Below are 26,178 nucleotides of genomic sequence, written 5' to 3'. Positions count from 1 at the left end.
GCGGGTCGCGTGCACAGGCCCGCCGCGCCGAATCCCCGAGTCAGCTCTTCTTCCGGATGCGCCGCTCCACGTTCCCCCGGATCGTCCGGGACGCCGTCCCGGCCGCTGCCGCGAGGAACACGAAGTTGTACCCGATCTGCAGGATCACCACGAATCGGGCCGACTGCCCCGAGGCCGTGATGTCGCCGTAGCCCACCGTCGCCAGTGTCACGACCGTGAAGTACAGCGCGTCGAGCCGGGTTTCCAGCCCGGCGAACTCGGCCTTGTGCGATCCCAGCACGTAGTACGTCGCCGAGAAGATGGTCACTGCCAGGCAGATCAGGAAGGCCAGCCAGACCACCGGCCGCTTCACCGTCCCCAGCAGCACACCCGCGATCTTGACCAGCATCAACCAGGTCATTCCGACCAGCGCCCCCGCGAACACTGCCCAGCTCAGCACCGGCCGCCGTTCGCCCAACCACTCCAGCGGCAGCGTGAAGTACGCGACCATCAGGAGCGTGAACGCGCCCAGCATCCCCGACCAGGCCCGCACATCGGCGGGTGGCGGTGGCGGAGGCGGGTTCTCGGACATCCCGCCCAGCCTTTCCCGTCAGCCGCCCGCGCCGCCCGTCCGCCTGCTCCGTTCAGGTGAGCCCCTGCTGGATCGCCAGTACTGCCAGCCGGACCCGGTTCGGGCTGTCGGCCTTGGTCATCAGACTCGACACGTGGGTCTTCACCGTCGTCACCCCGAGGTGCATCCGGTCGGCGATCTCGCCGTTCGAGAGCCCTTCCGCCAGATGTCGCAGCACCTCGCCCTCCCGCTCGGTGAATCTGGCCACCGCCTCCCGCCGCTCCGGTCCCGTCCAGTCGGCCGACGCCCGGGCGACCACCCGGCGCAGTACGGACGGGCTGTACGGGCTGTCGCCGGCCGCTGCCCGCCGGACGGCGTCCGGTGCCGCGGCCGGTTCGACGTCCTTGGCGAGGAACCCGCAGGCCCCGGCGGCCAGGGCGGGGTAGAGCCGGTCGTCGTCGAATGTGGTCAGCACGACGACCGGCTCGTCGGGACCCGCCGTAGCACCTCAGCAGGCGGGTTTCGGTGGGGCGAGCGCCCCCCGGACAGCGGAAAGCCCCTGGTGGGTTCACCAGGGGCTTTCCGGAGAAGGGGGAGACTCAGATGTTCGTCTCGGGCCGCTTCGTGTTCTCGGCCTTGGTCACGTTTGTCGGCGTGACGGCCGGACGGTCCGCGCTCTGCTGGGGAGCGGCGGTGCTCTGCGCGGTGCCGGCGTCCACCGGGGTCTCGTCCTCGCGCATGGCCTTCGTCTCGGCCTTCAGGATGCGCATCGACTTGCCCAGGCCGCGTGCCATCTCCGGCAGCTTCTTCGATCCGAACAGCAGGATGACGACCGCCAGCACCACGAAGATGTGCCAGGGCTCAAGACCGTTCCGCAGCATCCCTGGCCACCGGTCCCTTCTTGTCTAGAGTCATGGCGGGCGCTAGAGCCCGTGCTGGCCAGTATGCCTGGCCCTCACGGCGAACGGATACACCGGCCGGGAAACGCTGGCCAAAAACCAGGTGCCGCTCGAGCGGATTGTGAGACGGCGGAGTCCGGAGGGCCCGGGCGGAGTCCGCATCCGCAGCCCGCCCCGGTGCGATCAGTAGACGAATGGCACGAGTCGCTTGGACACCCGGCGGTACTCCGCGTACTCGTTCCCGAACGAGTCCAGCAGCAGCCGCTCCTCGGCGGCGATCCGCCAGCCGTACGCGGCGGACAGCAGCGCCGCGACCACCAGGGCCGCCGCCCAGCTGTCGGTGCCGAGGGCGTAGCCGATCCAGACCAGCAGGCTGCCGGCGTAGCCGGGGTGGCGGATCAGCCGGTACGGGCCGGTGCGGACGACCCGCTGGGTGTCCACGGTGCGCAGGGTGCGGGTGTAGTAGGCGCCCAGGGTGCGCATGCCCCAGGCCCGTAGCGCCAGCCCGACGGCGACCGTCGCGACCCCGAACCAGCGTGCCCAGGCCGGCAGTTGGCCGATCGAGCCACGGTCGAACAGCACCACGACCAGCGCCGAGGTGCAGTAGCAGCCGAGCAGCAGCCGGGTCGAGCCGCGGTCGCGCCGGTCCGCGTGCCAGGTGCCGGCGGCGGCGTCCGCGCGCCGGCGCAGCAGCAGCTCGTAGGCGACCCAGCACAGGACGCCGAGGAGGGAGAGGAGGGTGGGCACGGACATGGGGCGGCTCCCGGCGGTCGGAGGGACCCTTCCACGGTGCTCCCGTGGGGTCGCCGGCGCACCCACCCCGGGGTGGACGGTGGTGCGTCCACCCCGGGGTGGACGCTCATTGCGTCCGCCGCCGCCCGCCCCGCTCACTCCGTCCGTCGCGCCAGCAGGTAGCCGCGCCGGGTGGGGGCCTCCTCGGGCAGGCCGTCGCGCTCCATCCGCGCTTCGACGGTGAACCCGGCTCCGGCGAGGCGGTCGGCGACGGTGCCGGTCTCCAGGAAGTGGAAGTCCACGTCCACTGGGTGGCCCCACCACTCCTCCATCCGCCGCACCTCGGCGCCCAGGTGGAAGGAGACCAGCAGCACCCCGCCGGGCCGCAGCACCCGCCGCATCTCGGCGAACGCGGGCGCCAACTCGTCCGGCTCCAGGTGGATCACCGAGTACAGCGCCACCGCGGCCGCGAACTCCCCGTCGGCGGCGGGCAGCGCCAGCAGGTCGCCGGTGCGGAACGCGGCCTTCGGCTGCTCGCGCCGGGCCAGCTCGACCATGCGCGGAGAGAGGTCGACCCCGACCACCTCGGCGCCGTGCCCGGCCAGCCACCCCGCCACGTGCCCGGGCCCGCACCCCAGGTCCGCCACCACCCCGCCGGCCGCCTCCTCCAGGACCACCCCCAGCAGCGCCCGGTCCACCGCCTTGTACGCCAGCTCACCCCCGACCCGCTCCAGGTACTCCGCCGCCACCGTGTCGTAACTCCCGCGCACCCGCGCCCGATCAGCACCCATGCCGCTCACCCTGGCACGCCGAGGCGAATATGCGGCATGACTGAGCCAGTGATCGAGTCGATGGCCGCCATCCTTCGCGAGCACCACGGCTGATCGCGATGGGGTACGTCACGCGGTTCAGCCAGCGCGCTCAGCGGGAGCTTCTCAAGGTGCCCAGGTCGGATGTGGTCCGGATCCTCCACCGACTCATCGAACTCCAGAGGGCGCTGGACGCCGGCGACGCCTCGGCGTTCGACATCAAGGCCCTTCAGGCGCACCACGCCCGATGGCGACTGAGTACCGGGTCGTCTACACGGTCGAGGCCGGCGTGTTGGTCGTCTGGGTCATGTCAGTCGGCAACCGCCGCGACACCGGCAGATGTGGATCCAGCCGTCGGAGACGGCGGAGAGCCCCTGCCCTGGTGTGGGCGGGGGCTCTCGATGACTCGCGTGGATCGGGCCGGGGTGGGTCAGACGGTGACGGTGGCGGGCTTGGCCTCGGTCTCGGGCTCAGCCTCGGTCTCGGGGGCCGGGGTGGGGGCGGCGGCCGGGAGGTGGCGCATCAGGCGGTAGGCCAGGAGCGCGGCGCCGAGGGCGAGGACCCCGCCGACCCCGGCGGCGACGTGCAGGCCGTCGGTGAAGGCGGCGCGGGTGGTCTCCAGCAGGTCGGCGCCGAGCCGGCCGGGCAGGTGGGCGGCCACGGTGACCGCGCCGCCGAGCGTGTCCCGGGCGGTCCGGGCGGCCTCGCCGTCGACGCCCGTCGGGAGGGCGCCGTCCAGCTGGTGGCGGTAGACCGCGGCGCCGGCCGCGCCGAGCAGAGCGATGCCGAGGGAGCTGCCGAGCTCGACTGCGGTCTCCGAGGTGGCGGCGGCGGCGCCGGCCTGCTCGACCGGGGCGGCGGAGACGACCATCTCGGCGGTCATCGTCATGGTGCCGACGGTCCCGGCGGCCAGCACTCCCGCCGCGGTGAGGATGAGCGCGAGCGGGGAGTGCGCGCCGACCTGCGTCATCATCGCGAAGCCGACCGCGCCGATCAGGAACCCGCCGCCCATCAGGACCGCCGGGCGGACCTTGCCGGCCAGCGCCGAGCTGATCCCGACCGCCGCGCCGACGCCGACGCTCGGCACCAGCGACCAGAGCGAGGCGATCAGCGGGCTCATGCCCTTGACCAGCTGCAGGTACTGCGAGGTGAAGAGGGAGAAGCCCATCATCGCGAACATCGCGATGGTGTTGACGCTGATCGCGCCGCTGAAGGTGCGGATCCGGAACAGGCTCAGGTCGAGCAGCGGGTTCGCGGCGGTGCGCTGACGCCACACGAACGCGGCGGCGAGCAGCAGGCCGGCCGGAACGGCGAGCGCGGGGAGCGTGCTCCAGCCCTCGATGGCGAGGGTCTTGATCCCGTAGACGAGCGGCAGGATCGCGGCCAGCGAGAGCGCGGCGCCGAGCAGGTCGAAGCGGCCGGTGCGGGCGGTGGCGCGGTACTCGGGGAGCAGGGCGGGCGCGGTCAGCAGCACCAGGGCCATCACCGGGACGGCGGGCAGGAGGGCCGAGCCCCACCAGAAGTGGTCGAGCAGCAGGCCGCCGGTGACCGGGCCGAGGGTGGCCCCGGCGGTGAGGATGCCGCCCCAGGCGCCGAGGGCGATCTGCCGCTGCTTGGGGTCGTGGAACATGTTGCGGATCAGCGCGAGGGTCGAGGGCATCACGGTGGCCCCGGCGGTGCCGAGCAGGGCGCGGGCCGCGATCAGCTGGTTGGCGTCGTGCGACCAGGCGGCCAGCAGCGAGGCGCCGATGAAACCGGTGGAGCCGATCATCAGCAGCCGGCGGCGGCCGATCCGGTCGCCCAGCGATCCCATCGTGATGAGCAGCCCGGCCAGCAGGAACGAGTACATGTCCATGATCCACAGCTGCTGGGTGCCGCTCGGCGCCAGCGTGGTGGAGATGTAGGGGACGGCGAAGAAGAGCACGCCCATGTCCATGGCGAGGACGAGGGTCGGGAGCAGGAGGACGGCCAGGCCGATCCATTCGCGACGGCCTGCGCGGCCGGTGGTTGCGGTCATGAGGTAGACAGTACGAGCGTGTCAGACGCTTGTCTAGTACGTATGTGTAAATCGCTCGTGCAAGACATTGGTGCAAGACGAGCGTGCAAGACATCTGTGCAGTCCTTCCGTAGGATCGGGGGCATGGGAAACCGCGAAGACCTGATGGCAGGCGCCAAGCGCTGCCTGTACGAGAAGGGCTACGGGCGCACCACCGCCCGCGACATCGCCACCGCCTCGGGTGTCAGCCTGGCCGCGATCGGCTACCACTTCGGCTCGAAGGACGCGCTGCTCAACGCGGCGATGATCGAGGCGATCGGCGAGATGGGGGAGGCCCTGGGCGCGGTGGTGTTCGCCGCCAACCAGGTGTCGGACGACCCGGAGGTGCGCTTCGCCGCCGTCTGGAACGGCCTGCGGGACGTCTTCGTCGAGCACCGGGGGCTCTGGGCGGCCCAGTTCGAGGCGCTAGCCCAGGCCGCGCACGCCCCCGACCTGGCGCAGGCCTTCACGGAGGCACAGAAGGAGGGCCGGCTGGGGCTCGCCGCCCTGTTCCAGGGGCTGACCGAGGTGCCGGACACCGAGGAGGAGGTCGTCCGCGGCGCCTTCTACCAGACCCTGCTGGCCGGTTACGCCGCCCAGTGGCTGGCCGCGCCCGAACTCGCCCCCAGCGGGCAGGACTTCCTGCGGGGGCTGCGGCTGGTCAGCGCCAGCGTCTTCACGTCCGGCTGAGCGGTTCGGTTCGGCTCGGCTCGGCTCGGTTCGGGCCGGCTCGGTTCGGGCCGGGCCGGGCCGTCAGGTCGTGACGGCGGTCAGCAGCACCACCGAGTCGACGTGCGCCAGCAGCCCGTGCCGCTCCTGCGGGACGGGCTCCAGGCGGCCGGTCGACAGCTCCAGCCGCCGCCCGGCGATGGTCAGCGAGACCCGGCCGCGCAGCACTTGGACGCTTCCGGCGGTGGGCGGGTTGTGCTCGTCCAGCGCGGTTCCGGCGGTCAGCGCGATCACGGTCTGCCGCAGGGCGCCGTCGTGCAGCACCAGGTGGGCGCTGCGCCCGTGCGGGCTCTCGGCCGCGAGGGCGGCGTGTTCCACGGCGAGCTGTTCGAGATCGGGCATCGCGCCGCCTCCTCACTCCGTGTGCCCAGGGTCGCGGACATCCCGGCCTCCCGCACCCGGAGCGGTCCGGCCCGTGCGGGCCAACCCCGAGCGGTCCGAGGTGCAGGCCTCGCCGACTTCCCGCATCGTGGAGGCATGGCGACCAAGCAGATTTTCAACGGGTTCCAGGTCAACCGCTCACTGGTGACCGGGGGCGTGGCGCTCACCGCGATCGGCACCGTGCTCAGCGCGACTGGGGCGGCCATGGTGTGCGCGGCACTGATCACGGCCGGCCGCGGCTGGGTGCGCGGCCTGGAGACCCCGCCCACCGCGCTCGCCCACCGCGCCCTGCGCGAGGCGCGAGTGGCCTCCTCGGCCGGCTGGGAGGCCTGGCGCGCCGAGCACAGCTCGCCCAACTGAGCGACCCGCCCAACTGAGCGACCCGCCCGCCGGACACCAGCCCCGGGGGCATCAGTCCCCCGGGACAACAGCCCCCGGACAGCGGCGCAGCGGGCCGCCATGGAGGTGCGGCCCGCCGCGTCGCCGGGCCCGAACTGACCCGAACTGACCCGAACGGGCCCGAACTGACCCGAACGGGCCCAAGCGGACCCGGCCGGCCTACAGCCCGAGCGACTTGGCGATGATGCTGCGCATGACCTCGCTGGTGCCGCCGTAGATCCGGAACACCCGGTTGTCGGTGTAGAGCCGGGCGATCGGGTACTCCAGGATGTAGCCGTAACCGCCGTGCAGCTGGAGGCACTTGTCGATCACGGTGGAGGCCGACTCGGTGCAGAACAGCTTCGCCGCGGCCGCGTCGGCCACGGTCAGCTCGCCGTGCTGGTACAGCTCCAGCGCGCGGTCCACCATCGACTGCTGCGCCACCACCTGGGCCTCGCAGTCGGCCAGGGTGAACTTGGTGTTCTGGAACTCGGCCACGGCCTTGCCGAACACCTTGCGGTCCTTGACGTACTGCACCGCGAACCGCACCCCCGCCGCGGCCGCCGCGTACGCGCCGACGGCGATCGCCAGGCGCTCCTGGACCAGGTTGTGGGTCAGGTAGGAGAAGGCCTTGCCCTCCTCGCCGAGCAGGTTCTCCACCGGCACCTTGACGTCGCTGAAGGCCAGCTCGGCGGTGTCCGAGGTGCGCAGGCCGATCTTCTGCAGCTTGCGGCCGACGGTGTAGCCCGCCGAGGTGGTGTCCACGCAGAGGATGGACAGGCCGGCCCGGCGGTTGTCCGGGTCGTACGGGGCGGTGCGGCAGACCACCAGGACGAGGTCGGCCAGCACGCCGCCGGTGATGAAGGTCTTGGCGCCGTTCAGGACGTAGTGGGTGCCGTCGTCGGAGAGCCGCGCGGTGGTGGTGATGCCCGCGAGGTCGGAGCCGGCGCCCGGCTCGGTCATCGCGATCGCGGTCATGATGTCGCCGGAGACGAAGCCGGGCAGCCAACGCCGCTTCTGCTCCTCGTTCGCGTACTCCAGCAGGTACGGCAGCACCAGTCCGGTGTGCACGCCGGAGGAGCCGAAGCTCACGCCCGCCCGGGCGGTCTCCTCGGCGATCACCGCCTGGTACTTGAATCCGCTCTCGCCCGCGCCGCCGTACTCCTCCGGCACCTCGATGCCGTAGACGCCTAGCGCGCCGAGCTGCCGGTAGAAGTCGCGCGGCGGGTGGCCCTCGGCCTCCCAGCTCTCGTAGACCGGGACGACCTCGCCCGCGATGAAGTCCCGGATGGTTTCCCGGAAGGCCTCGTGGTCCTCGTTGAACACGGTGCGGCGCACGGCGGCGCTCCCTTCGACGGTGCCGGCCGGAGCTGCCGGCGGGGCGGAACGTACCAGGTGATGGCCCCACAAGTTAATCCCGGGTAGCTTCGGCTGTCCAGAGTCGACAGGCGTGGAAATCAAGGTCGGCGGGGGCGCCAAGTGAATCCTTGCTAGCCTTCGGTCGACGCCTGGACGGCACCGGGTGGGGCGCCCGGACGGCACCGGGTGGGGCGTTCGAAGCCGTACGGGCGGGGTGCTCGGAACGGTACGGGCGGAGTGTTCGGCCGGACGGGAGGGAGGTGCGCCATGGTGGTCCGACGGCCGCCCGGGCGGCGTGCCCAGATCCTCGCCGTGGCTGCCGACCGCTTCCACCGCAGCGGCTACCACCAGGTCTCGATGACCGAGGTCGCCGCCGGGGTCGGCATCACCGCGCCCGCGCTCTACCGGCACTTCCGGGGCAAGCCCGAACTGCTCGACCGCGCCGTCCGGTTGGGGCTGGACGAGCTCGCCGAAGGGCTGCGCGCGGCCCGTACCACCGAGGAGGTCGGCGCCGTGCTGGCCGCCGTCGCGGTCGGCCACCGCCCGCTCGGCACCCTGGTGCAGCGCGACGCCCGGCTGCTACCGCCGGACCGGCGGGCCGCGCTGCGCCGTGAGCTGCGCGCGGACGTCGCGCCGATGACCGTCGTACTGCGTGCGGAGCGTCCCGAACTGGCGTCGGCTGACGCCGAGTTGCTCTGCTGGTCGGCGCTATCGGCCTGCGCCGGGCTCTCCTACCAGTCGGCCGTGCCGCAGCCCCGCCGTGCCGAGGCGCTGCTGCGCGAGCTGGTCGCGGCCGTCCTCGCGGTCTCGCTGGACGGCACGACCGTCGAGCCCGCGGCCGGACCGGCGCCCGAACCCGGGCCGCAGGCCCGCCGGGAGGAACTGCTCGCGGCGGCCGTCCGGCTGTTCCACCAGCGGGGCTTCGACAACGTCAGCACCGATCAACTCGGCGCCGCCGTCGGCATCTCCGGCCCCAGCGTGTACCGGCACTTCGACAGCAAGGCCCACCTGCTCGCCGCCTCGCTGGTGCGCAGCCGGGAGCGGCTCTGGCACGAGGTGGGCGGCGCGATCGCGGCCGCCGACGGGCCCGGGGCGGCGCTGGCCGCCGGGCTGGACGCGTACGTGGGCTTCGCACTGCGCAACGGCGACTACCTGGGCGCGATGCTCAGCGAGACGGAGCGGCTGGCCCCGCCCGACCGGCGGGCCGCGGTGGACTTCCGGCGGGACTTCCTGCGCACCTGGGTCGGCCTGCTGCGGCAGGTGCGTCCGGAGTGCGACGCGGCGGCCGCCCGGATCCGGGTGCACGCGCTGTTCGCGCTGGTCAACGACGGGGTGCGGAACCGCCCGCACAGCGCCCGGCCGGATCTCGGGGACTGCCTGCTGCGCCTCGGCCGGGCCGTGCTTGGCCTGGCCGCCTTCACCGTCGTGACTGCCCGGAAACCTTGACTGCCCGGAAACCTTGACTGCCCTGAGACCTTGACTGCCCTGAGACCTCGACTGCCCTGAGACGCGACACGGGCCGGGCGCCCGCCCCCTGGAATTCGTCCAGCGCGGGGCGGGCACCCGGCCCGGTGGGCGCGGCCTAGTTGAGGACGGTCGGGTAGTACACCCGGGCGTCGACGTTGCCGTTGCCCTGCAGGGCGCCGATGTTCCCGCCGTTGCCGGTCACGGCGAGGCCGTTGTTCTGGTTGCTCGCGCCCGAACCGGTGGCCGTCTGCTGGGTGTTGACCACGTTGCCGTGGACGTTGCCGATGATGTTGTTGGAGCCGACGTTGTTCACGACGCTGCCGTTGGAGTGGTCGATCGCGCCGGCGCTGTTGTCGGCGTGCGCGGTGGCGGCACCGACGCCGACGAGGAGGAACGCCCCGAGGGCGGTGACGGCGGCGGCTGCGCGAATACGGGACACGCTGGTCTCCCTGACTGGAAGTGCGAATTGTGGCGCGCTCCGGAGTGGCCGCTCCGAGGCGCCGTTGCCTGACGTCGCCCGCTCAGCATTCACCAGCGATGTGGACGAACTCCATCGAATGGGTGGCAATTCCTCCGATGGTGGAGGCCTGGTCAATTGGGGTTGACCGCAGTTCGTCAGTCCGGAAGGCCGGCCGTCCGTCAGCCCGGAAGTCAGTCAAGAAGAAAGAAATGGTGGGCAGATTGTCGCACTGGCACACTGGGGACCCATGTCTGAAGGTGCCCCGCTCGAGCCCACCCCCGTCGAGGAACTGCGGACGACCGAGGTCGATCTCGGCGGCCTGGTGAACGTCCTCGCCACCCACCTCTACTCCACCCCGCTGGTCGCCCTGCGCGAACTCGTCCAGAACGCGCACGACTCGCACACCCGCCGGCTCCTGGAGGACCCGGAGGGCGACCACCGCCCGCTGATCCGGGTGCGCGCCGACGCCGCCCGGCGCACCGTCTCCATCGAGGACACCGGGGCCGGACTCACCGAGCCCGAGATCCACTCCTACCTCGCCACCGTCGGCACCGGCTACACCCGCATGCTGCGCGAACTGACCGGCAACCAGGAGCTGATCGGCGCCTTCGGGCTGGGCTTCCTGTCCGCCTTCTCCATCGCCGACGAGGTCACCGTCACCACCACCTCGCACCGCGAGCCGCGGCTCGGCCACCGCTACCGCAGCCGCGGCGGCGAGCAGTACCGGGTCGAGCCGGTGCCCGCCCGGCCCCGCCCGGGCACCGTGGTCGAGCTGGCGCTCAAGGCCGAGCACGCCCACCTCGCCGACGAGCCCACGCTGCGCGAAGTCCTCGCCCGGTACTGCGTGCTGCTCCCGATCCCGGTCTACGTCGGCGACGACGAGCAGCCCGTCAACTCCGTCGAGGTGCCCTGGCGCCAACGGGTGGAGGGCGACCGGCACGCCGCCCGGATGCGCTTCGCCACCGCCTTCGGCCGCCGCTTCGAGCCGCTCACCGCCTTCCCGGTCCAGCCGGTCGACGGCGGCACCGACGCGATCGGCCTGCTCTGGGTCCAGGACGGCGGCACCTACGGCAGCAGCGACAACCGCGACCTCGCCGTCTACCTGCGCGGCATGCTGCTCGCCGAGGACGCCCGCGACCTGCTGCCCAGCTGGGCCGGGTTCATCGGCGGGGTGGTCGAGTCCAGCCGGCTCACCCCCACCGCCAGCCGCGAGGACCTCCAACGCGACGAGCACTACCGCGCGCTCCAGAAGGCCCTCACCGACGCCATCGTGGACGGCCTGTACGAGACGGCCCGGCTGCGACCCGCCGCCTGGCGCCGCATCCTCACCCGGCACGGCCAGGACCTGCTCGGCGCCGCGCTCTGCGACGAGCGGCTGTTCACCCTGCTCGCCGACGACGTCCCGGTGCCCACCTCGCAGGGCGACCTCACCGCCGGAGCGCTGCGCGCCGCCGGAGGGGGAGCGGTGCACGTCGCGCTCGGCAGCGGTGGCGGCTTCGAGGAAATGCTGTACCGGGCCATGCGGGTGCCGATCGCGCGCGGCGACCGCTACGCCGTGCTGCCCTTCCTGCGCCGCTACGCGCAGCTGCGCGGCTGCCGACTGGTCGAGCTGGGCAGCGAGCAGGGCAACCGCGAGCTGTTCCGCGACCCGGAGCGGCCGCTGCCGGAGGGGGAGGCGGCCTGGCTGGCCGGCGCCCTCGCCGACCAGGGCGAGCAGCTCGTCCCGGCCCGCTTCGACCCGCCCGGCCTGCCGCTGGTGCTGGTCCCGGACCGCGAGGCCGAGCTGAAGGCCCGGATCGAGGACGACCAGGCGGACGCCCGGATCCCGTCCGCCGCGCTGCGGCTGGCCCGCGCCTTCACCGCCCGCACCGACGGCGAGGTCAGGGCCCGGCTCTACCTCAACCTGGCGTGCCCGGCCGTCCAGGACCTGCTCACCGCCTACCGCACCGGACACACCGGCAGCGCCACCGCCGCCGGGCTGCTCCGCTCGCTCAAGGTGATCATGGCCGCGGCCTCCTCCGGTCCCGCCGAGGGCGACCTCACCGCCGCGCTGACCGGCGTCGGCACCGCGGTGTCCGCCCTGACCTCCGCCGTCCCGGCCGGGCTGCCGGACGTCCCGGACAGCCCCGGCGCCCTGTCCGACGAAGCGTGACGGACGAAGCGTGACCGGCGAAGCGTGACGGACGGATTGTCAGTGGTCCGCGGTAGACAACTCATCAGCACGACGCAGAGGGATGAAGCATGACCACCGACATCTGGTCCTGGGTGCGCGACGCCCACCGGCAGTTGGTCGAGGCCGGTCACCACCGGCTGGCCGAGGCCATCGTCGACCTGCCCGAGCACGCCACCGAGGGCCGCAACGACCAGCTGGACGCGCTCTACCCGGAGGCCCTCGCCGCCGCGCGGTCGCTCGACCTGCCCTGGGTCGAGGTCTACCTGCGGCACTGGCGGATGCAGAACCTGCTGAACAAGCGCCAGCAGGGCGAGGCGGTCATGCCCGAGGCGATCGACCTGCTGGAGTTCGCCCACCGGGAGGAGACCGTCGGCTGCCCGCAGTCCGTCTGCGTGGTGCAGGACTTCGCGATCTGCCACGCCCGGGTCGACGGGCCCGGGTACGTGACGGAGCGGCTCGAGGTGGTCGGCGAGACGCTCGACCGGATCGAGCCCGGCCGCGCCTGCTACGACTGCCTCTCCCGCGAGTACTCCGACGCCCTGGAGGACGACGGCCGGGCGGCCGAGGCGCTCGACCACCTGGACACCGCCGCCAACCGGATGCGCGCGGCCGGTCAGCGGGTCTCGCTCCGCTTCCACCAGGCCCGGGCCGGCACCCTGCACCTGCTGGGCCGGTACGAGGAGGTGCTGGAGCTGCTGGACACCGCCGAGCGGGCCGAGCAGGCGCAGGGGCACCGGCTCGACGAGCGCGACCAGCGCTGGGGTGCCCTGCTGCGGGCCCGCGCGCTCGCCGCGCTCGGCCGGACGGAGGAGGCGCTCGCCCTGCTCCCCGACCGGGCCGAGGCCGAGCTCCACGCCGACCTGCGGCCCGCCTGGACACAGACGGTCGAGCTGCTGGTCGCGGCCGGCGCATGGGAGAACGACGCCGAACTGGGCGCCGTGCTGGCCGGCTGGGTCGGCTACCTGGACGGCGCCGGCGCGCACCGCCCGTGCGTGGACCTGCTGCTGGCGGCGGGCCGGCTCGCCCTCGCCCGCGGCGCCCGCACGGTGGCGCTGACCCTCGCTGCGACCGGGGCGCGCAAGCTCACCCGGCTGCGCCGCACCGATGGTGTGGCCGAGGAGATCGCCGCACTGCGCGCGGCCGCCGAGGCGCTGCCGGAGCCGGCGCTGCCCGTCCCGCCGGGCGAACTGACGGCGTACCTGGCCGAGGCCGAGGTGCCCTTCGAGGCCGGCGCCGACCTGCTCTCCGTGGCCCTGGACCGGTACCGGGGTGAGCCGGCCGGCGCCACCGGGCTGACGGTGCTCCTGGCCACCGTGCTGGGCGGGCTGGGCCACGCCCGGGCCGCGGCCGACCTGCTGTGGCAGCGGCTGGAGGCCGACCCGGGGGCCGGCGAGCTGACCGGCACGCTCGGCGAGCTGCTGATCGACGCCCGGGACGCCGAGGGCGTGCGCCGCCTCGCCGACCGGCTGTCTCTCACGGCCCCGGCCGACGGGCACTGGATACGCGCCCGCTGGGCCGCCGCCGAGAGCCGCTGGAGCGAGGTGCTGGAGCAGTGCGAGGCGATCCTCGCGCTCGACGACGAGGTGCTCAACACCCGCCGCCTCGCCGCCCGCGCCGCCACCGAGCTGGGCGACCACGCCACCGCGCAGCGGCTCTACCAGGAGCTGCTGGAGAGCGCGCTGCCCGCCGAGCCCACTCCGGACGCGGAGGCCTCGGAAGCGGAGGGCCCGTCGGCCGCGGCCCCGGCCGCGAAGGCCTCGGACGAGGAGGACCATCGGACGGTCCGGGAACCCGACCTCTGGCACCTGATCACCGCGGCCAGCGCCAACCGGGACTGGGCGGTGGTCCGCTCCACCGGCGCGCTGCTCGGCATCGGGTTCGACGAGCCCGAGGGCCCGGTGGACGAGGAGTGGCAGCTGGTCACCATCCGGGCCACCCGCACCAACGGCGCGACGGCCGACCTGCCCGCCATCCGGACCGGACCGGCCACCGCCCGTGTCCTGCCGGTGCTCGGCGACGACCTGACGCTCAACCACGGCGACGTGGTGGTCTTCTCCCCGGCGCTGCTGGAGGGCCCGCCGGCCGAGGACGCCCCCGAGGAGGAGCGGCGGCGCTGGCGACCGGTGTTCGAAATGCTCACCCTGCTCGACCCGGCGGGGTACACCACCTACTGGATCGACGGCGGCTGGCCCGGCGACGAACCGTGGGGCACCCTGCGCGAGCGGCTGCAGGAGGCCGGCTACGCGGTCTGGGCGTACAGCGGGGAGCAGTACCGGATCACCGACCCGGCCGACGAGGACGAGACGCTGCCCGGCATCTACGCGGCACTCGGGGTGCCGCCGGTCGCCTCGGCCGCCGAGGCGGACGCGCTGCTGCACCGGCTGACCGGCGGCTGGCCGCACCCGCTCGCCTGGCCGGCCCTGGCCGAGGCCGCCGGCGCGGACCTCGCCCGACACGAGGAGATCGTGGAGCGCTACGGCCTCTGACCGCTCCGGTACGACCGCCCCCGGCCCGACGCGGGCCGGGGGAACCTTTCCACTCCCGGTCGAGTCTTTGTCAATGCTTTACTTTTTCATGACCAAGACCCGACCTCCGGGAGTGCCCGCACCGTGACCAGCCTCGCCCTCGGCCCGTCCTGGCTCGACCCGACCACCCTGATCTCCACCTTCGGTCCGCTCGGCATCCTGGCCATCGTCTTCGCCGAGTCCGGCCTGTTGATCGGCTTCTTCCTGCCCGGCGACTCGCTGCTGTTCACCACCGGCCTGCTGGTGGCCGGCGGCACCTACCTGCACCAGCCGCTCTGGGTGGTCTGCGCGCTGATCGTGACCGCGGCGGTGGCGGGGGACCAGGTCGGCTACCTCTTCGGCCGCAAGGTCGGGCCGAGCCTGTTCCGCCGCCCCGACTCCCGGATCTTCCGGCAGGAGAACGTCGAGAAGGCCGCCGCCTTCTTCGACCGGCACGGGCCCAAGGCGATCGTGCTGGCCCGCTTCGTTCCGATCGTGCGGACCTTCACGCCGATCGTCGCCGGCGTGAGCAGGATGAACTACCGCACCTTCGTGGTCTTCAACCTGGTCGGCGGCGTGCTGTGGGGCGGCGGGGTCACCGTGCTCGGCTACTTCCTGGGGCAGATCCCGTTCGTCCGGGACAACATCGAGGCGATCCTGGTCGCCATCGTGCTGGTCTCGGTGATCCCGGTGGTGGTCGAACTGCTGCGGGCCCGCCGGTCCGGCGAGGTTCCCGCCACCCGCAACCGCGCCGGGTAGGCGCCCGCCGCCCAAGCCGTGGGACGTCGCGTACATGTGCGTCAGGCTGTTCGATCAGGCATGGTGTAACCCGAGATCGAGCGGTGGCCGGCGGCCACCAGGGGCGGCAAGGAGCGGAAGTGCCTAAGCGGGGCCGACCGGGTGCGGGCAAGCGGGCGAGGGGAGGCCGGGCAGTCCGCCGGGTGCGGCAGACACCCCCGAAGCCGGTGCACCCCTCCGAGGCCCCGCCCACCGAGGGCCTGCTCGGGCACCCCGCCCCGCCCGTCGATCCCACCATCGTCGTCCCGTTCGTCCTGCCCGTCCCGGAGACCAAGGGCCTGCTGACGCCCGAGCCCGAGCCGCTCCCCGAGCCCGAGCCGCTCCCCGAGCGCGAGCCGCTCCCCGAGCGCGAGCCGCTCCCCGAGCGCGAGCCGCTCCCCGAGCCCCGGACCGATCCGCACCCCGAGCTCACCGTCGACGCGCGTCCTCAGGACGCGGGCCCTCAGGACGCGGGCCCCCGGGACGCGGGCACCGGGAGCGTCCGCCCGGTCCGTCGCCGTTCGGTCGCCGAGGACACCCTCACCCCCGAGGAGTGGCGGGCAGCCGGCTACACCCCGCCCGCCGGCATCCCGGTCGCGGACCTGACCCCCGGCGCCCCCGGTGAGGCGCCGTGGCCGGACCGGATGCGCACCCTGCTGCGCACCCCGATGTTCGAGCGCCCCGCGTTCGAGCGGACCGCCCGCGAGATGCACCCCTCCGCCGGTGCCGCCCGCAACGTCCCCCGCATCCTCGACCTGACCCTGCGCATCGGCGAGCTGCTGCTGGCCAGCGGCGAAGCCGCCGAGGACGTCGAGGCGGCGATGCTCGGCATCGCGCACGCCTACCGGCTGGACCGCTGCGAGCCGCAGGTGACCTTCACCCTGATCGGCATCTCGCACCAGCCCTCGCTGGTCGAGCCGCCGGTCACCGCCGACCGCGTGGTGCGCCGCCGCACCTCCGACTACACCCGGCTGAACGCGGTGTACGAGCTGGTCGCGGACATCACCGCGGAGAAGGTGTCGGTCAACGACGCCTACCGCCGGCTCGCCCTGATCCGCCGCAACCGGCACCCGTACCCGGCCTGGCTGCTCGCCCTGACCACCGGTCTGCTGGCCGGCGCGGCGACCTTCCTGGTCGGCGGGCAGATCGACGACAAGGCCTGGCTGGTCTTCGCCAGCGCCTTCATCGCGGCCGTCCTCGGCGACCGGCTGGCCTCCGGGCTGGCCCGGCGTCGGCTGCCGGAGTTCTACCAGTTCGTGGCGGCCGCGATGCCGGCCGCCGCCTCCGGGATCATCCTGTCCTTCAACGACTTGGGCCTGCGCGGCTCGGTCGTGATCACCGGCGGCCTGTTCGCCCTGCTGCCCGGGCGTGCCCTGGTGGCCGCCGTCCAGGACGGCCTGACCGGCTTCTACATCACCGCCGCGGCCCGCCTGCTGGAAGTGATCTACCTGGTCGCGGGCATCGTGATAGGCGTCATGGTGATCCTCTACCTGGGCGTCGGCGCCGAGGCGAAGCTGCGGCCGGACGAGAGCCTGGCGGGGACCAGTACCCCGCCGGTCCAGCTGGTCGCCGCGATGCTGCTGACCCTGGCCTTCGCGACGCTGCTGCAGACCGACCGCCGCACGCTCGCCCTGGTCACGGCGAACAGCGGCATCGGCTGGGCCAGCTACGGCGCGCTGGTCTACAACGCGGGCGTCAACCCGATCGCGGCGACCGGGGTGGCGGCCGGCCTGGTCGGCCTCTTCGGCCAGCTGATGGCGCGCTTCCGCAACGGTTCGGCGCTGCCGTACGTGACCGCCGCGATCGGCCCGCTGATGCCGGGTTCGGCGCTCTACCTCGGGATGCTCGCCTTCGCCCAGGGGCATTCCAGCGCCGGCCTGGTGTCGGTCTTCCGGGCGGCGGCGATCGCGATGGCGCTGGCGGTCGGGGTGAACCTCGGTGGGGAGATAGCACGGCTGTTCCTGAAGCTGCCGGTCGGTGCCGAGCTCCCGTCGCTCTACCCGGCGGTGCCGCGCCGGGCGGCCAAGCGCACCCGAGGGTTCTGACCGCGCGTTGACCCGTGTTGGACCCGTATTGGGCCCCGGGCCATGTCACGGCAGGCTGCACGCAGGACCAGGAACGAAGGTAAGACGCATGACCACACTGCTGGACAGCTACCGCGAGCACATCGTCAACGCGCAGAAGCAACCGCTGTTCCTGCTGCTGGTCGGCTTCATCACGTCCTTCGTCTTCATCCGGTTCAGCGTCCGGATGATCCGCGCCCAGGTGCGCTGGTGGCCCGGCAACGTGACCCCCGGCGGCCTGCACATCCACCACATGGTGTTCGGCCTGGGCTTCCTGCTGCTCGGCGGCATCGGGGTGTTCGCCACCTACGGCGGCCAGCCGTGGATGGACTGGTTCGGGCTGGCCTTCGGTATCGGCTGCGGCCTGGTGCTGGACGAGTTCGCGCTGATCCTGCACCTGGACGACGTGTACTGGGGCGAGCAGGGCCGCAAGTCGGTAGATGCGGTGATCTTCGGGATCCTGTTCACCGCCCTGCTGCTGATCGGGTACGTGCCGTTCGGCGCGCTGCCCGGCGAGGAGACCAGGTGGGGCCTGATCACGGTGATCTCGGTGAACGCGCTGGCCTCGGTGATCACCCTGCTCAAGGGCAAGGTCTGGACCGGGCTGCTCGGGATCATGGTTCCCGGCCTGTCCTGGATCGGCGCGATCCGGCTGGCCCGCCCGAGCAGCCCCTGGGCCCGCTGGCGCTACTCCACGCGCCCCCGGCGCCGGGCGCGTGCGCTGCGGCGCGAGCGCCTGCTGCACCGGCGCGCCGACCGGGCCCGCACCTGGCTCTTCGACCTGATCGCCGGCGCCCCCGACAAGGTGGCCGCCAACCATCCCGCCGCCCACCGGGTCGCCGAGCGGATGGCCGCCCGGGCCAGCGCCCACCTCGACGCGCACGCCGCCCGGGCGCTGGCCCGCCGTCAGGCCCGGCTGGCCGACCGCCGCTCGGCGGCCGCCGCCGGGGCGACGGCCAAGTCCACGACCGCGGACGGCCCGGCGTATGCGGCCGGCCCGGGCCGCTCCCACCGGGCGCGGCAGCGCCGCCGTACGGTCCGGGCCGGGCGCAGCCGGACCTATGCCGTCGGCCCGACCGGGCTGGAGCGCCGGCCCGAGCGACACCCCCGGCTGCGGACGCACACCCGCCGGATCCGCCGGTAGTTCGCATGCCCCCTGCATCCGGCCGGAGCTGAATCCTGGTCGGATCATCTGATGGTCACTCGACCGGCGGAGCGCTTTCCGGGTCTGAAGGCCGCCGGAATTGAGAATATGAGCGCCATGTGACCGTTCTGTCGCGTGATGGGATGATTCGTCCGGACTTCCCGCCGCCCGGCCACCGCCTGCCCGTGCGCCGCGCGCCGTCCGCCGCCGTCCCCTCCGGACCCGTGAGAAGGGATGTCGCGTGGCGCGCAGGCTCCTGCCGACCCTCCTGTTGTCGCTCACCGCCCTGCTCGGGCTGCTCCCCGCCGCCCAAGCCGCCCAGGCCGCCCCGTCGACCGGCGAACCGCTGGGCGGCGAACCGGCGACGACCGAACAAGCCAGCCGCGAACCGGACGGCCGCGAACCGGCTGTCGGTGAACCGGCGCTCGGCCGGACCCGCGGCGAGGAGCCGTACCCGAGCACCGAGGACATCGACCGCGCCCGGGCCGAGGCCGAGCGGAAGGCCTCCTCGACCGCCGCCCTGGAAGCCGCGCTCACCGCCGCCCGGACCGAGCTGGACAGGGCCGGACGCGGCGCCGAACAGGCCGTCGAGGCCTACAACGGCGCCCAGCTCGCCCTCACCCGGGCCCGCGCCGAGGAGGGCGCCGCCGTGCGGCGCGCCACCGCCGCCGAGGCCGAACGGTCGGCCGCCGCCGAGGACGCGGCCCGGCTCGCCGCCGAAACGTACCGCCAGGGCGCAGGCGCCGAACTGTCCGCGCTCAACGCGCTGCTCGGCGCCCACGGCCCGCGCGAGGCGGGCGACCGCGCCGCCGCGGTCCGCCAGGTCAGCGAGCGAACCCGGCAGATCCTGGACGCCGCCACCTCCACCGCCGCCGCCGCCCGCACCGCCTCCGCGGCCGCCCGCACCGCCACCGGGACCGCCGAGAAGGCTGCCGCCGAAGTCGGTGCGGCCAGGGCACGGGCCGAGCAGCGGCTGGCCGCCCAGCAGGGCGAGGTGGCCGCCGCCACCCGGCACCGCGAGCAACTGCTCACCGAACTGGCCGCCGCCCGGAACACCACCGTCGAGCTGGAGCGCAAGCGCCGCGAGGCCCTGGAGGCGATCGCAGCCCGCGAGGCCGAGGCCGCCGCCCGCGCTGCCGCCGAGCAGGCCGCCCGGGAGGCCGAGGCCGCCGAAGCCGCGGCGGCCTCCACCGCCGCCGCCGCCGTACCGCCCGCCGCGCGCCCGTGGTCCGCCGAGGGCGCGGCCGCCGCGGTCGCCTTCGCCAAGTCCAAGATCGGCCTGCCCTACATCTGGGGCGGCGAGGGCCCGGCCGGCTACGACTGCTCGGGGCTGACCATGATGGCCTGGCGCGAGGGCGGCCGGCCGCTCAACCACTTCGCCGCCGACCAGTACGCCCAGAGCACCCGGATCGGCTACCGCCAGCTGCGCCCCGGGGACCTGGTGTTCTGGACGGACACCGGACGCGCCGCCGACATCTACCACGTCGGGCTCTACATCGGCGACGACCAGATGATCGAGGCCCCGCGCGCGGGCATGCCGATCAAGCAGGCCAGCCTCTGGATCATGGGCACCCCGGACTTCTACGCCCGGCCGTGAGGCCCGGCCGGCTGTAGGTTCCCACTTCGCTTTGCGCTTTCCCACTGATTCTGCGCCCAAATTGCGCATGCGCAAGATCAGTGAGACGCCGAGTAGGCGGTCCGACAGTAGCGCCTCCCGATTCCATGATTCTTCATCATCACGGGTGAACTGAGGCCGGTTCACCCTGTCCAGGCCCGGCGGGAGGGAGATGGTCGCGCCATGAATGACTGGTCTGATGTTCTAATCACCGAAGGTACGCCTGTGCCGCCGGCTTCGAAAGTGACGGTGCGTTACCGTCGGGGGAATGGCGCCTTCGTGGACACCTCGTTGGATCGGGTGTCCATCGACGAGGTGCTGGCGGGTCTGCCAGTGCGGGAGATGCGCTGGTTCGCGGGTCGGCAGTGCTACTCGGGTTGGTACTGGTCGGCGACGACGGGTGGGCATGTGGTCTAAGAGAGCCGGCTGGAGCTGGCTCGGATCCTTCTCACCGACCGTGACCCGCGGGTCGTGTCGATCGCTGCTCAGCCGTTCTGGCTTGAGTGGTCCGATGGCAGCCGCAAGCGGCGGCACGTCCCCGACCTGCTTCTCGGCCGCGCTGACGGCCCTGTGGCCGTGGTAGACGTCAAGGCCGCGCATCGCCTTGACGATCCGAAGGTTGCCAGGCAGTTCGCGTGGACCGAGCGCCTGGTCCAGGATCGGGGCTGGGACTTCGAGGTGTGGTCCTCAGCAGACGACCGGAAACGGGTCGGGCACCGCCGATCGGTCGATCCGCGTTGGGATGCCGCGGTACTGGCGGAGTTGGCGGCCGGGGTGGACGCATCGACACCGAGCCGAAGTGCCGTGCTGATGCGGGCTGCGGAGCGCTTGGAGCGCGAGCATGGGGGAAGGAGTTGTCGAGATTCCGCCGAAGACCACGGCCTACCGGCGGTTGGAAGAACTGACCAAGGGCCGCAACGCGGTGTCCGGCTCGGCGAAGGGCCGCCGGTCCATCGCCACCCGGCCTCAGGGTACCTACGGCCGGCTGCGGGCGACCCGCCCGGGCGAGTACCTGATCCTGGACACCCAGGACCTGGACGTGTTCGCAACGGAGCCGGCGACCTGCCGGTGGCTTCCAGCCCAGTTGACGGTCGCCCAGGATCTATTCGACCGGCAGATTCTGGGGCTGTGGGTCACACCGATGTCCACCAAGGCAGTCGATGTCGCTGGCGTGCTATTCGAGGCGATCACCGGCCGCAGCGGCGGCTGCGCCGTGTTGGACTCTGCACACGGAGTCCCGCAGCGGCTGGTGTTCACCGAGCACGAGGCCGAGGAATCCTGGTGCCTGCTGGAGACGCTGGTCGGCGATCACGGGAAGGCGTTCTTGTCGGCGCACGGCATCGGGGCCTGCGCGCGGTTGGGCATCTCCATCCAGCCCGCTCAGCCGAGGAAGCCGACCGACAAACCCACCGTCGAGCGGTCTTCAAGTCCCTGCGCGAGGGGCTGATCCAGCACCTGCCCGCCTACAAGGGGCCGGACCTGCACAGCCGGGGGATCGGGCTGGAAGGGAAGGCGTTCCTGTTGCTGCACGAGCTGGAGGACGTGATCCGGGACTGGATCGTCGCCGTCCACCAGGCCGGCAAGCACGACGGGCTCACCGTCCCGGAGGGGCCGGGCCTGCCGCTGTCGCCGAACGAGATGTTCACCGTCGGCATCGGCAAGGCGGGGCGCCTGCGGTTGCCCGCCCGACCCGACACGGCGCTGGAGTTCCACCGGGTCGCTTGGCGGACGATCCAGCACTACGGCGTCGAAGTGAACGGGCTGATCTACAACGAGCCCGCCCTGGACGGGCACCGCAACCAGACCAGTCCCTACGGCGGGATCCATGCTGGCAAGTGGCCGATCCGCGTGAACGACGAGGAGGTGCGGATGGTCCACTTCCAGGAACCGGCCGACGGACTCTGGCACGACCTGGAATGGGAACACGTACCCATGCTGGGCACCGCCGCACCTATTACCAACTCACCCCAGCCGGACGAGGCGCCACTGTCCACGAGACCGCCCGCCGGGCGGCCCGCCCGCCCCGTCAACGCGGAGATGCCAAACCGACCGGTCAGGCTCAACTTGGGCCGAAGCTGGGACCGGGATCACACGGTGGCGGCGCCCTGCGCAGAAGGACCTGACCAAGCAAGTTACTCGTCCATATCGGGAAGCTTCGGTCGGCTCCGACCAGTGGCGGTGATGCGCCGCTCCCAGTCCTCCATCCGTTCGAACCCGTCGGCCATCTGCTGAATTGCGGCGGCTACCTTGGCAACGGGCGGACGTAGGACCTGGCTCGCGCGGGGGAGTATGCTCATCCCTTGGCCGTAATTCTTGACGACCTCAACATTGTGGCGGAGTTTAGGTGTAATGGTCAGGACGAGATCGCAGCAGTAATCCACGAAGTCTTCCGCCGTCCCGGACTCTGCGGCTCGCACGACCGCCAGAACGCCAGGATCCAGGCTGATCACCTCGGACGCGAACCGGCTGGCCAGATCGAACATCTGCTGGGCAGGGCTGGAGATCATATCCGCAAAGCTCTGAAGGGCGGCGATTTTGGCCACGGCGGCGCCCGCACTCAGATCGAGATTTGCGGGATTAACTGCTTCCGGGATCAAATCACTGGCGTTGGTGATCTGATCCATGATTTCACTGATGGCATTAAAGATCCCCCCCATTGCGCAATCGCCTTCTCTAGCGCCGCAACCGTGTCCACGGTGCTGGGCCCCAGGTCATCGATGTCCATCAAGTCGCCAGGATGGGCGTGGGCCTGCTGCGATTCTACCTGTGCCGTGATCTCCATCAGCCTGTTGACGATCCGCGAGACGCCCCTTCGGTGGCTGGGAGAATCCTCGGCGTCGAACCGAAGCTGTCGCCAGTCCTCCCATTGCATGCGCTTGACTAGAGAAACTGCCTCGTTGAGCGAATCCTCCAGATCGAGCTCCGGCGTATCGACATAAAGGATTGGGAGAACGAGCTGCTGGATGCCGAGGCTAGTGGAATTTGCAGAAAATGTCAGGAGCTCGCGCCGACATTCGACACTCCTGAAGTACCCTGGGGTGATGATTGGAATGAAGAACGTCGTTTTATGCAATCCGGAGTCAAGTCGGTCGCGCCAGTCCTCGCCCCAGCTAATATGCGTGCGGTCGGTGAATAGCTCCAGCTCCCGCTGGGTCCGCATAACGTATTCCCGCTTGATTAAATCAGCCAAGCGCAGGATGCGACCATGATCAAATTCATTGTCGCGATGCGCGTAGCTCCAGAAGCATCCTGTTCCATGTTCGACCATGGTCGCGAGGATAGTCATACAATCATGATCATAAAGGGGGTTGTCGATGTTCTCAAGTGTTAAGGCGTCGTCAGTTCGGCGTGACCGTACGGCTGAACAGCTCCGATGGAGCGCGAGCAGGCCGTGGCGCACCTGCTCCGCTGACGAGGGAAACGCAAAGACGATGGGTCAAAAGCCGCGCAAGATCACTGGGACAAGCTCCAACGGCCCAGATCACACTGAAGTCGAATGAAGATCACGAGTGGAACCTACACGCTCGGGTCGTGAGGCCCGGTCGTGAACTCGGGGCGTGAGGGCCGGCCGTGAGCCCCGGCCGCCCGCAGGCTACCGGTCGAGCAGGGCGTCCGGTTCCTTCCGGCGGGCGCGCAGTCCCACGCAGGTCCAGATCCAGGCGGTGCAGAGCGGGAGCGTCAGGATGGCGACCGCGACCGCCTCGCCGATCCGGCCGATGACCTGGGAGTCGCAGACCTCCCGCAGGTGGAAGCCGGGCGGCTCGTAGAAGGCCGGCGAGCCGCAGTCCCCGCCGACCCGGGCGAGGATCAGCCAGGCCGCCCAGGCCCAGCCGAGGACCGTCAGCATGCCCAGCACCATCGCCGTGGTGCTCCGGGCCCCGTGCTCCTTCGACGCGCGGAGTTGTTCGTCCTCCATGGCTCCCCCCGGGAGATCGTCCGTACCTGAACCGGCACGAGGATGGTGGCAGGAAGGGCGCCCCCACACCAGTGTCGGTGGTCGGCGTTAGCGTGGACGCTCGACCGTGGTGAGCCGACCGTACTGAGGAGGCGTCATGCTGTTGCGCGATGTTCGGGCAGGGGATGTCGAGGCGTACGTCCGGATGCGCTGCGACCCGGTGATGATGGCCGAGTTGGGTGGGCCGCTGCCCCGGGAGCGGGTGGAGGAGCGGCTGCGCAAGGACGTGGTCGAGGCGGCGGCGGACCGCTACTGGGCCAGGATGATCGTCCCGGACGGCACCGAGGACGGCGAGGTCGCGGGCACGGTCAACCTCTGGTCGGGCGAGGAAGACGGCCGGACGGTCTCCGAGATCGGCTGGATGGTGCTGCCCGAGTACCAGGGCCGCGGGCTGGCCAAGGCGGCCGTCCGCCGGGTGCTGGACGCCGCCGCCGAGGACGGCCGCTGGGGCGAGGTGCACGCCAACCCGGGGACGGGCAACGGCCCGTCCAACGGGATCTGCCGGGCGCTCGGCTTCCGGCTGCTCGGCGAGCGGGACCTGGGCTTCGCGGGCCGCGTCCTGCGGACCAACCACTGGGTGGTGGTCCCGGGGAAGCACCTCGGGGCGGGCACGGACTGACGTCGGGCACGGACTGACGTCGGGTACGGATCAACGTCGGGTACGGATTAATCAGGTGCCGCTGCCGGAGGGCCGCCGTACGGTGGCCCCATGGGCAACAGCATCGATCACACGGCCGTCGACACCGTGAACGGGCTTCGGGTACGGGCGGTTTCCGAGGACGAGGTGGCGGCCTGGGACCGCGCGCTGACCTGTGGCTTCCTGCGTCCGCACGTGGCCAGCGCGGCGGAGGTGCGCCGCCGGCAGTGGGAGCCGGGCCGGATGCTGGCCGGCTTCGACGGCGACCGCCAGATCGCCACCTTCCGCAGCTACGACGCCGAGTTGACCGTCCCAGGCGGGGCCGTGATCACGGCCGACGCCATCAGCCACGTCACGGTCAGCGCCACCCACCGGCGCCGGGGCCTGCTCAGCACGATGATCCGCCGGGACCTCGCGGCCGCCGCCGAACGCGGCACGGCCGTCGCCATCCTGATCGCCGCCGAGTACGGCATCTACGGCCGGTTCGGCTTCGGCCCGGCCACCCGGTGCGCAGGCCTGCGCGTCGACCTGCGCCGCGCCCGGGGCCTGCGCGAGGGGCTGCCGGGCGTGCCCGGCGGCCGGATCGACCTCGTGACGATGGCGGAGGTGCGCGAGCTCGGGCCCGGCCTGCACGAGCGCTGGCGGCGCACCCAACCGGGCGCGATCGACCGCGACAAGCTGTGGTGGCAGCGCGCCACCGGTGAGGTCCAGGTGCCGGGCTTCGACTTCAAGGAGCCGTTCGCGGCCGTCCACCGGGACGCCGACGGCACGGTCACCGGCCTGGTGGCCTACCGGATCGACGGCAAGTGGGACGGTGACTACCCCGACTCCACACTCACCGTCGAGGAGTTCACCGCCCTCGACCTGCCCACCACGATCGAGCTCTGGCGCTTCCTGTTGTCCGTCGACTGGGTGGCCAGGATCGCGATGCCCAACGCCTCCCCGGACGAGCCGCTGCCGCTGCTGCTCCGGGACCGGCGCGCGGCCACCCCGCACGAGGAGAGCTCCGACTTCACCTGGCTGCGGGTGCTGGACGTCGAGGCCGCGTTCGGCGCCCGGACGTACGGCGCCCCCGGCCGGGTGGTGCTGGAGGTCGATGACAAGCTCGGCTTCGCGTCCGGCCGTTGGGCGCTCGAGGTCGCCGCGGACGGCACCGGCCGCTGCACCCGCACCGGGGAAGACGCCGACCTCGCCCTCGGAGCCTCGGAGTTGGGCTCTCTCTACCTCGGCACGGAGACCGCCCCGAGGCTGGCTGCGGCCGCACTGGTCACCGAGCTGCGCCCGGGTGCGGCGGCCGCCGCGGACCTGCTGCTGCGCGCCCCGCTGCAGGCCTGGAACCCGGACATCTTCTGAGCCACGCGAACCTGCCTGGCTCTGCCTGGCTCCGCCCGGACGCGGGGGGGGGGGGCCCCCCCGGGGGGGGGGGCGCCGGCCGGGGGGGGCGGGGGGGCCGGGGGGGGGCGCCGGGGGGGGGGGGGGGGGGGGCGGGCGGGTGTTCTCGGGGTTGAGAC

Annotated in this window: 25 protein-coding genes and 1 pseudogene; 14 read left to right on the top strand and 12 right to left on the bottom strand. The window is 72.3% G+C overall.

Annotated features, from left to right (window positions below; genetic code table 11):
• Positions 1 to 40 precede the first annotated feature (40 nt).
• The 6 genes from ACIBEC_RS12405 to ACIBEC_RS12380 form a co-directional block, all read right to left on the bottom strand.
• Positions 41 to 571 (bottom strand): ion channel, encoded by a 531-nt coding sequence (locus ACIBEC_RS12405; RefSeq protein ID WP_360496024.1) that lies wholly within the window; start codon positions 569 to 571, stop codon positions 41 to 43.
• A 52-nt stretch (positions 572 to 623) separates the two neighbouring features.
• On the bottom strand, positions 624 to 1,025 hold the full coding sequence (locus ACIBEC_RS12400) for a response regulator transcription factor (RefSeq protein ID WP_360496021.1): 402 nt from the start codon (positions 1,023 to 1,025) through the stop codon (positions 624 to 626).
• Between the two features lie 124 nt (positions 1,026 to 1,149).
• Complete coding sequence (gene tatA, locus ACIBEC_RS12395) at positions 1,150 to 1,431, bottom strand: Sec-independent protein translocase subunit TatA (protein ID WP_360496018.1); 282 nt, start codon at positions 1,429 to 1,431, stop codon at positions 1,150 to 1,152.
• Between the two features lie 201 nt (positions 1,432 to 1,632).
• A complete protein-coding gene (locus ACIBEC_RS12390) occupies positions 1,633 to 2,202 on the bottom strand; it encodes an isoprenylcysteine carboxylmethyltransferase family protein (protein WP_360496016.1) in 570 nt (189 codons plus the stop codon).
• A 134-nt stretch (positions 2,203 to 2,336) separates the two neighbouring features.
• Positions 2,337 to 2,972, bottom strand: coding sequence for a class I SAM-dependent methyltransferase (locus tag ACIBEC_RS12385; protein ID WP_360496013.1), 636 nt, complete (start codon positions 2,970 to 2,972; stop codon positions 2,337 to 2,339).
• 448 nt (positions 2,973 to 3,420) lie between these two features.
• Complete coding sequence (locus ACIBEC_RS12380; RefSeq protein WP_360496010.1) at positions 3,421 to 5,007, bottom strand: MFS transporter; 1,587 nt, start codon at positions 5,005 to 5,007, stop codon at positions 3,421 to 3,423.
• Between the two features lie 123 nt (positions 5,008 to 5,130).
• Between ACIBEC_RS12380 and ACIBEC_RS12375 the strand changes: the two genes are divergently transcribed.
• Positions 5,131 to 5,715 carry a TetR/AcrR family transcriptional regulator gene (locus tag ACIBEC_RS12375; protein WP_360496007.1) on the top strand — a complete coding sequence of 195 codons (585 nt, stop codon included), beginning with the start codon at positions 5,131 to 5,133 and terminating at the stop codon, positions 5,713 to 5,715.
• A 63-nt stretch (positions 5,716 to 5,778) separates the two neighbouring features.
• Here ACIBEC_RS12375 and ACIBEC_RS12370 read toward each other — a convergent pair whose 3' ends face one another.
• Positions 5,779 to 6,096, bottom strand: coding sequence for a cupin (locus ACIBEC_RS12370; protein ID WP_360496004.1), 318 nt, complete (start codon positions 6,094 to 6,096; stop codon positions 5,779 to 5,781).
• Between the two features lie 135 nt (positions 6,097 to 6,231).
• On the opposite strand from ACIBEC_RS12370, the gene ACIBEC_RS12365 reads away from it, so the two are divergent.
• A complete protein-coding gene (locus tag ACIBEC_RS12365) occupies positions 6,232 to 6,495 on the top strand; it encodes a hypothetical protein (RefSeq protein ID WP_360496002.1) in 264 nt (87 codons plus the stop codon).
• 198 nt (positions 6,496 to 6,693) lie between these two features.
• Here the strand turns inward: ACIBEC_RS12365 and ACIBEC_RS12360 are convergent, their stop codons facing one another.
• The gene (locus tag ACIBEC_RS12360) at positions 6,694 to 7,851 is read right to left on the bottom strand and encodes an acyl-CoA dehydrogenase family protein (RefSeq protein WP_360495999.1); all 1,158 of its coding nucleotides are present in this window, start codon (positions 7,849 to 7,851) and stop codon (positions 6,694 to 6,696) included.
• A 288-nt stretch (positions 7,852 to 8,139) separates the two neighbouring features.
• Here ACIBEC_RS12360 and ACIBEC_RS12355 point away from each other — a divergent pair, with 288 nt between their 5' ends.
• Entirely contained in the window at positions 8,140 to 9,318 is a 1,179-nt protein-coding gene (locus ACIBEC_RS12355) for a TetR/AcrR family transcriptional regulator (RefSeq protein ID WP_360495996.1), read from the top strand.
• 136 nt (positions 9,319 to 9,454) lie between these two features.
• On the opposite strand, the gene ACIBEC_RS12350 is transcribed toward ACIBEC_RS12355, so the two are convergent.
• Positions 9,455 to 9,778, bottom strand: coding sequence for a hypothetical protein (locus tag ACIBEC_RS12350; protein WP_360495993.1), 324 nt, complete (start codon positions 9,776 to 9,778; stop codon positions 9,455 to 9,457).
• A 268-nt stretch (positions 9,779 to 10,046) separates the two neighbouring features.
• Here ACIBEC_RS12350 and ACIBEC_RS12345 point away from each other — a divergent pair, with 268 nt between their 5' ends.
• The 9 genes and pseudogenes from ACIBEC_RS12345 to ACIBEC_RS12305 all read left to right on the top strand — a co-directional run bounded on the left by ACIBEC_RS12345 (position 10,047) and on the right by ACIBEC_RS12305 (position 22,307).
• Positions 10,047 to 11,951, top strand: coding sequence for an ATP-binding protein (locus ACIBEC_RS12345; RefSeq protein WP_360495991.1), 1,905 nt, complete (start codon positions 10,047 to 10,049; stop codon positions 11,949 to 11,951).
• Between the two features lie 89 nt (positions 11,952 to 12,040).
• A complete protein-coding gene (locus tag ACIBEC_RS12340; RefSeq protein ID WP_360495989.1) occupies positions 12,041 to 14,458 on the top strand; it encodes a hypothetical protein in 2,418 nt (805 codons plus the stop codon).
• A 123-nt stretch (positions 14,459 to 14,581) separates the two neighbouring features.
• The gene (locus ACIBEC_RS12335) at positions 14,582 to 15,235 is read left to right on the top strand and encodes a VTT domain-containing protein (RefSeq protein WP_360495986.1); all 654 of its coding nucleotides are present in this window, start codon (positions 14,582 to 14,584) and stop codon (positions 15,233 to 15,235) included.
• A 182-nt stretch (positions 15,236 to 15,417) separates the two neighbouring features.
• On the top strand, positions 15,418 to 17,298 hold the full coding sequence (locus ACIBEC_RS12330) for a threonine/serine exporter family protein (RefSeq protein ID WP_360495983.1): 1,881 nt from the start codon (positions 15,418 to 15,420) through the stop codon (positions 17,296 to 17,298).
• Positions 17,299 to 17,386: 88 nt separating this feature from the next.
• Positions 17,387 to 18,460, top strand: coding sequence for a hypothetical protein (locus tag ACIBEC_RS12325; RefSeq protein WP_360495980.1), 1,074 nt, complete (start codon positions 17,387 to 17,389; stop codon positions 18,458 to 18,460).
• Positions 18,461 to 18,701: 241 nt separating this feature from the next.
• The gene (locus ACIBEC_RS12320) at positions 18,702 to 20,057 is read left to right on the top strand and encodes a C40 family peptidase (RefSeq protein ID WP_360495977.1); all 1,356 of its coding nucleotides are present in this window, start codon (positions 18,702 to 18,704) and stop codon (positions 20,055 to 20,057) included.
• Positions 20,058 to 20,501: 444 nt separating this feature from the next.
• Positions 20,502 to 20,765: pseudogene (locus ACIBEC_RS12315) on the top strand (TnsA endonuclease N-terminal domain-containing protein); the annotation flags it as partial.
• Between the two features lie 151 nt (positions 20,766 to 20,916).
• The gene (locus ACIBEC_RS12310) at positions 20,917 to 21,522 is read left to right on the top strand and encodes a hypothetical protein (protein WP_360495974.1); all 606 of its coding nucleotides are present in this window, start codon (positions 20,917 to 20,919) and stop codon (positions 21,520 to 21,522) included.
• A gap of 74 nt (positions 21,523 to 21,596) precedes the next feature.
• Entirely contained in the window at positions 21,597 to 22,307 is a 711-nt protein-coding gene (locus ACIBEC_RS12305; protein WP_360495971.1) for a hypothetical protein, read from the top strand.
• Here the strand turns inward: ACIBEC_RS12305 and ACIBEC_RS12300 are convergent.
• From ACIBEC_RS12300 to ACIBEC_RS12290, 3 genes are all read right to left on the bottom strand, one after another.
• A complete protein-coding gene (locus tag ACIBEC_RS12300; protein WP_360495968.1) occupies positions 22,208 to 22,699 on the bottom strand; it encodes a hypothetical protein in 492 nt (163 codons plus the stop codon). The genes ACIBEC_RS12305 and ACIBEC_RS12300 overlap by 100 nt on opposite strands.
• Complete coding sequence (locus ACIBEC_RS12295; protein ID WP_360495965.1) at positions 22,669 to 23,361, bottom strand: toll/interleukin-1 receptor domain-containing protein; 693 nt, start codon at positions 23,359 to 23,361, stop codon at positions 22,669 to 22,671. The genes ACIBEC_RS12300 and ACIBEC_RS12295 overlap by 31 nt, the downstream gene beginning before the upstream one ends.
• A 306-nt stretch (positions 23,362 to 23,667) precedes the next feature.
• Positions 23,668 to 23,991: a hypothetical protein gene (locus ACIBEC_RS12290; protein ID WP_360495962.1), complete on the bottom strand. Its 324-nt coding sequence runs from the start codon at positions 23,989 to 23,991 to the stop codon at positions 23,668 to 23,670.
• Positions 23,992 to 24,127: 136 nt separating this feature from the next.
• Between ACIBEC_RS12290 and ACIBEC_RS12285 the strand changes: the two genes are divergently transcribed.
• Both ACIBEC_RS12285 and ACIBEC_RS12280 read left to right on the top strand, forming a co-directional pair.
• Complete coding sequence (locus ACIBEC_RS12285; protein WP_360495959.1) at positions 24,128 to 24,649, top strand: GNAT family N-acetyltransferase; 522 nt, start codon at positions 24,128 to 24,130, stop codon at positions 24,647 to 24,649.
• Positions 24,650 to 24,739: 90 nt separating this feature from the next.
• Positions 24,740 to 26,020, top strand: coding sequence for a GNAT family N-acetyltransferase (locus ACIBEC_RS12280; protein ID WP_360495956.1), 1,281 nt, complete (start codon positions 24,740 to 24,742; stop codon positions 26,018 to 26,020).
• The last annotated feature ends 158 nt before the right edge of the window (positions 26,021 to 26,178 follow it).

The organism is Kitasatospora sp. NPDC051164, assembly GCF_044455625.1.
In the GTDB taxonomy this organism is placed as follows: domain Bacteria; phylum Actinomycetota; class Actinomycetes; order Streptomycetales; family Streptomycetaceae; genus Kitasatospora.
Note: the sequence above shows the minus strand (reverse complement) of the source record. Positions and strands in the feature narration are given on the sequence as shown.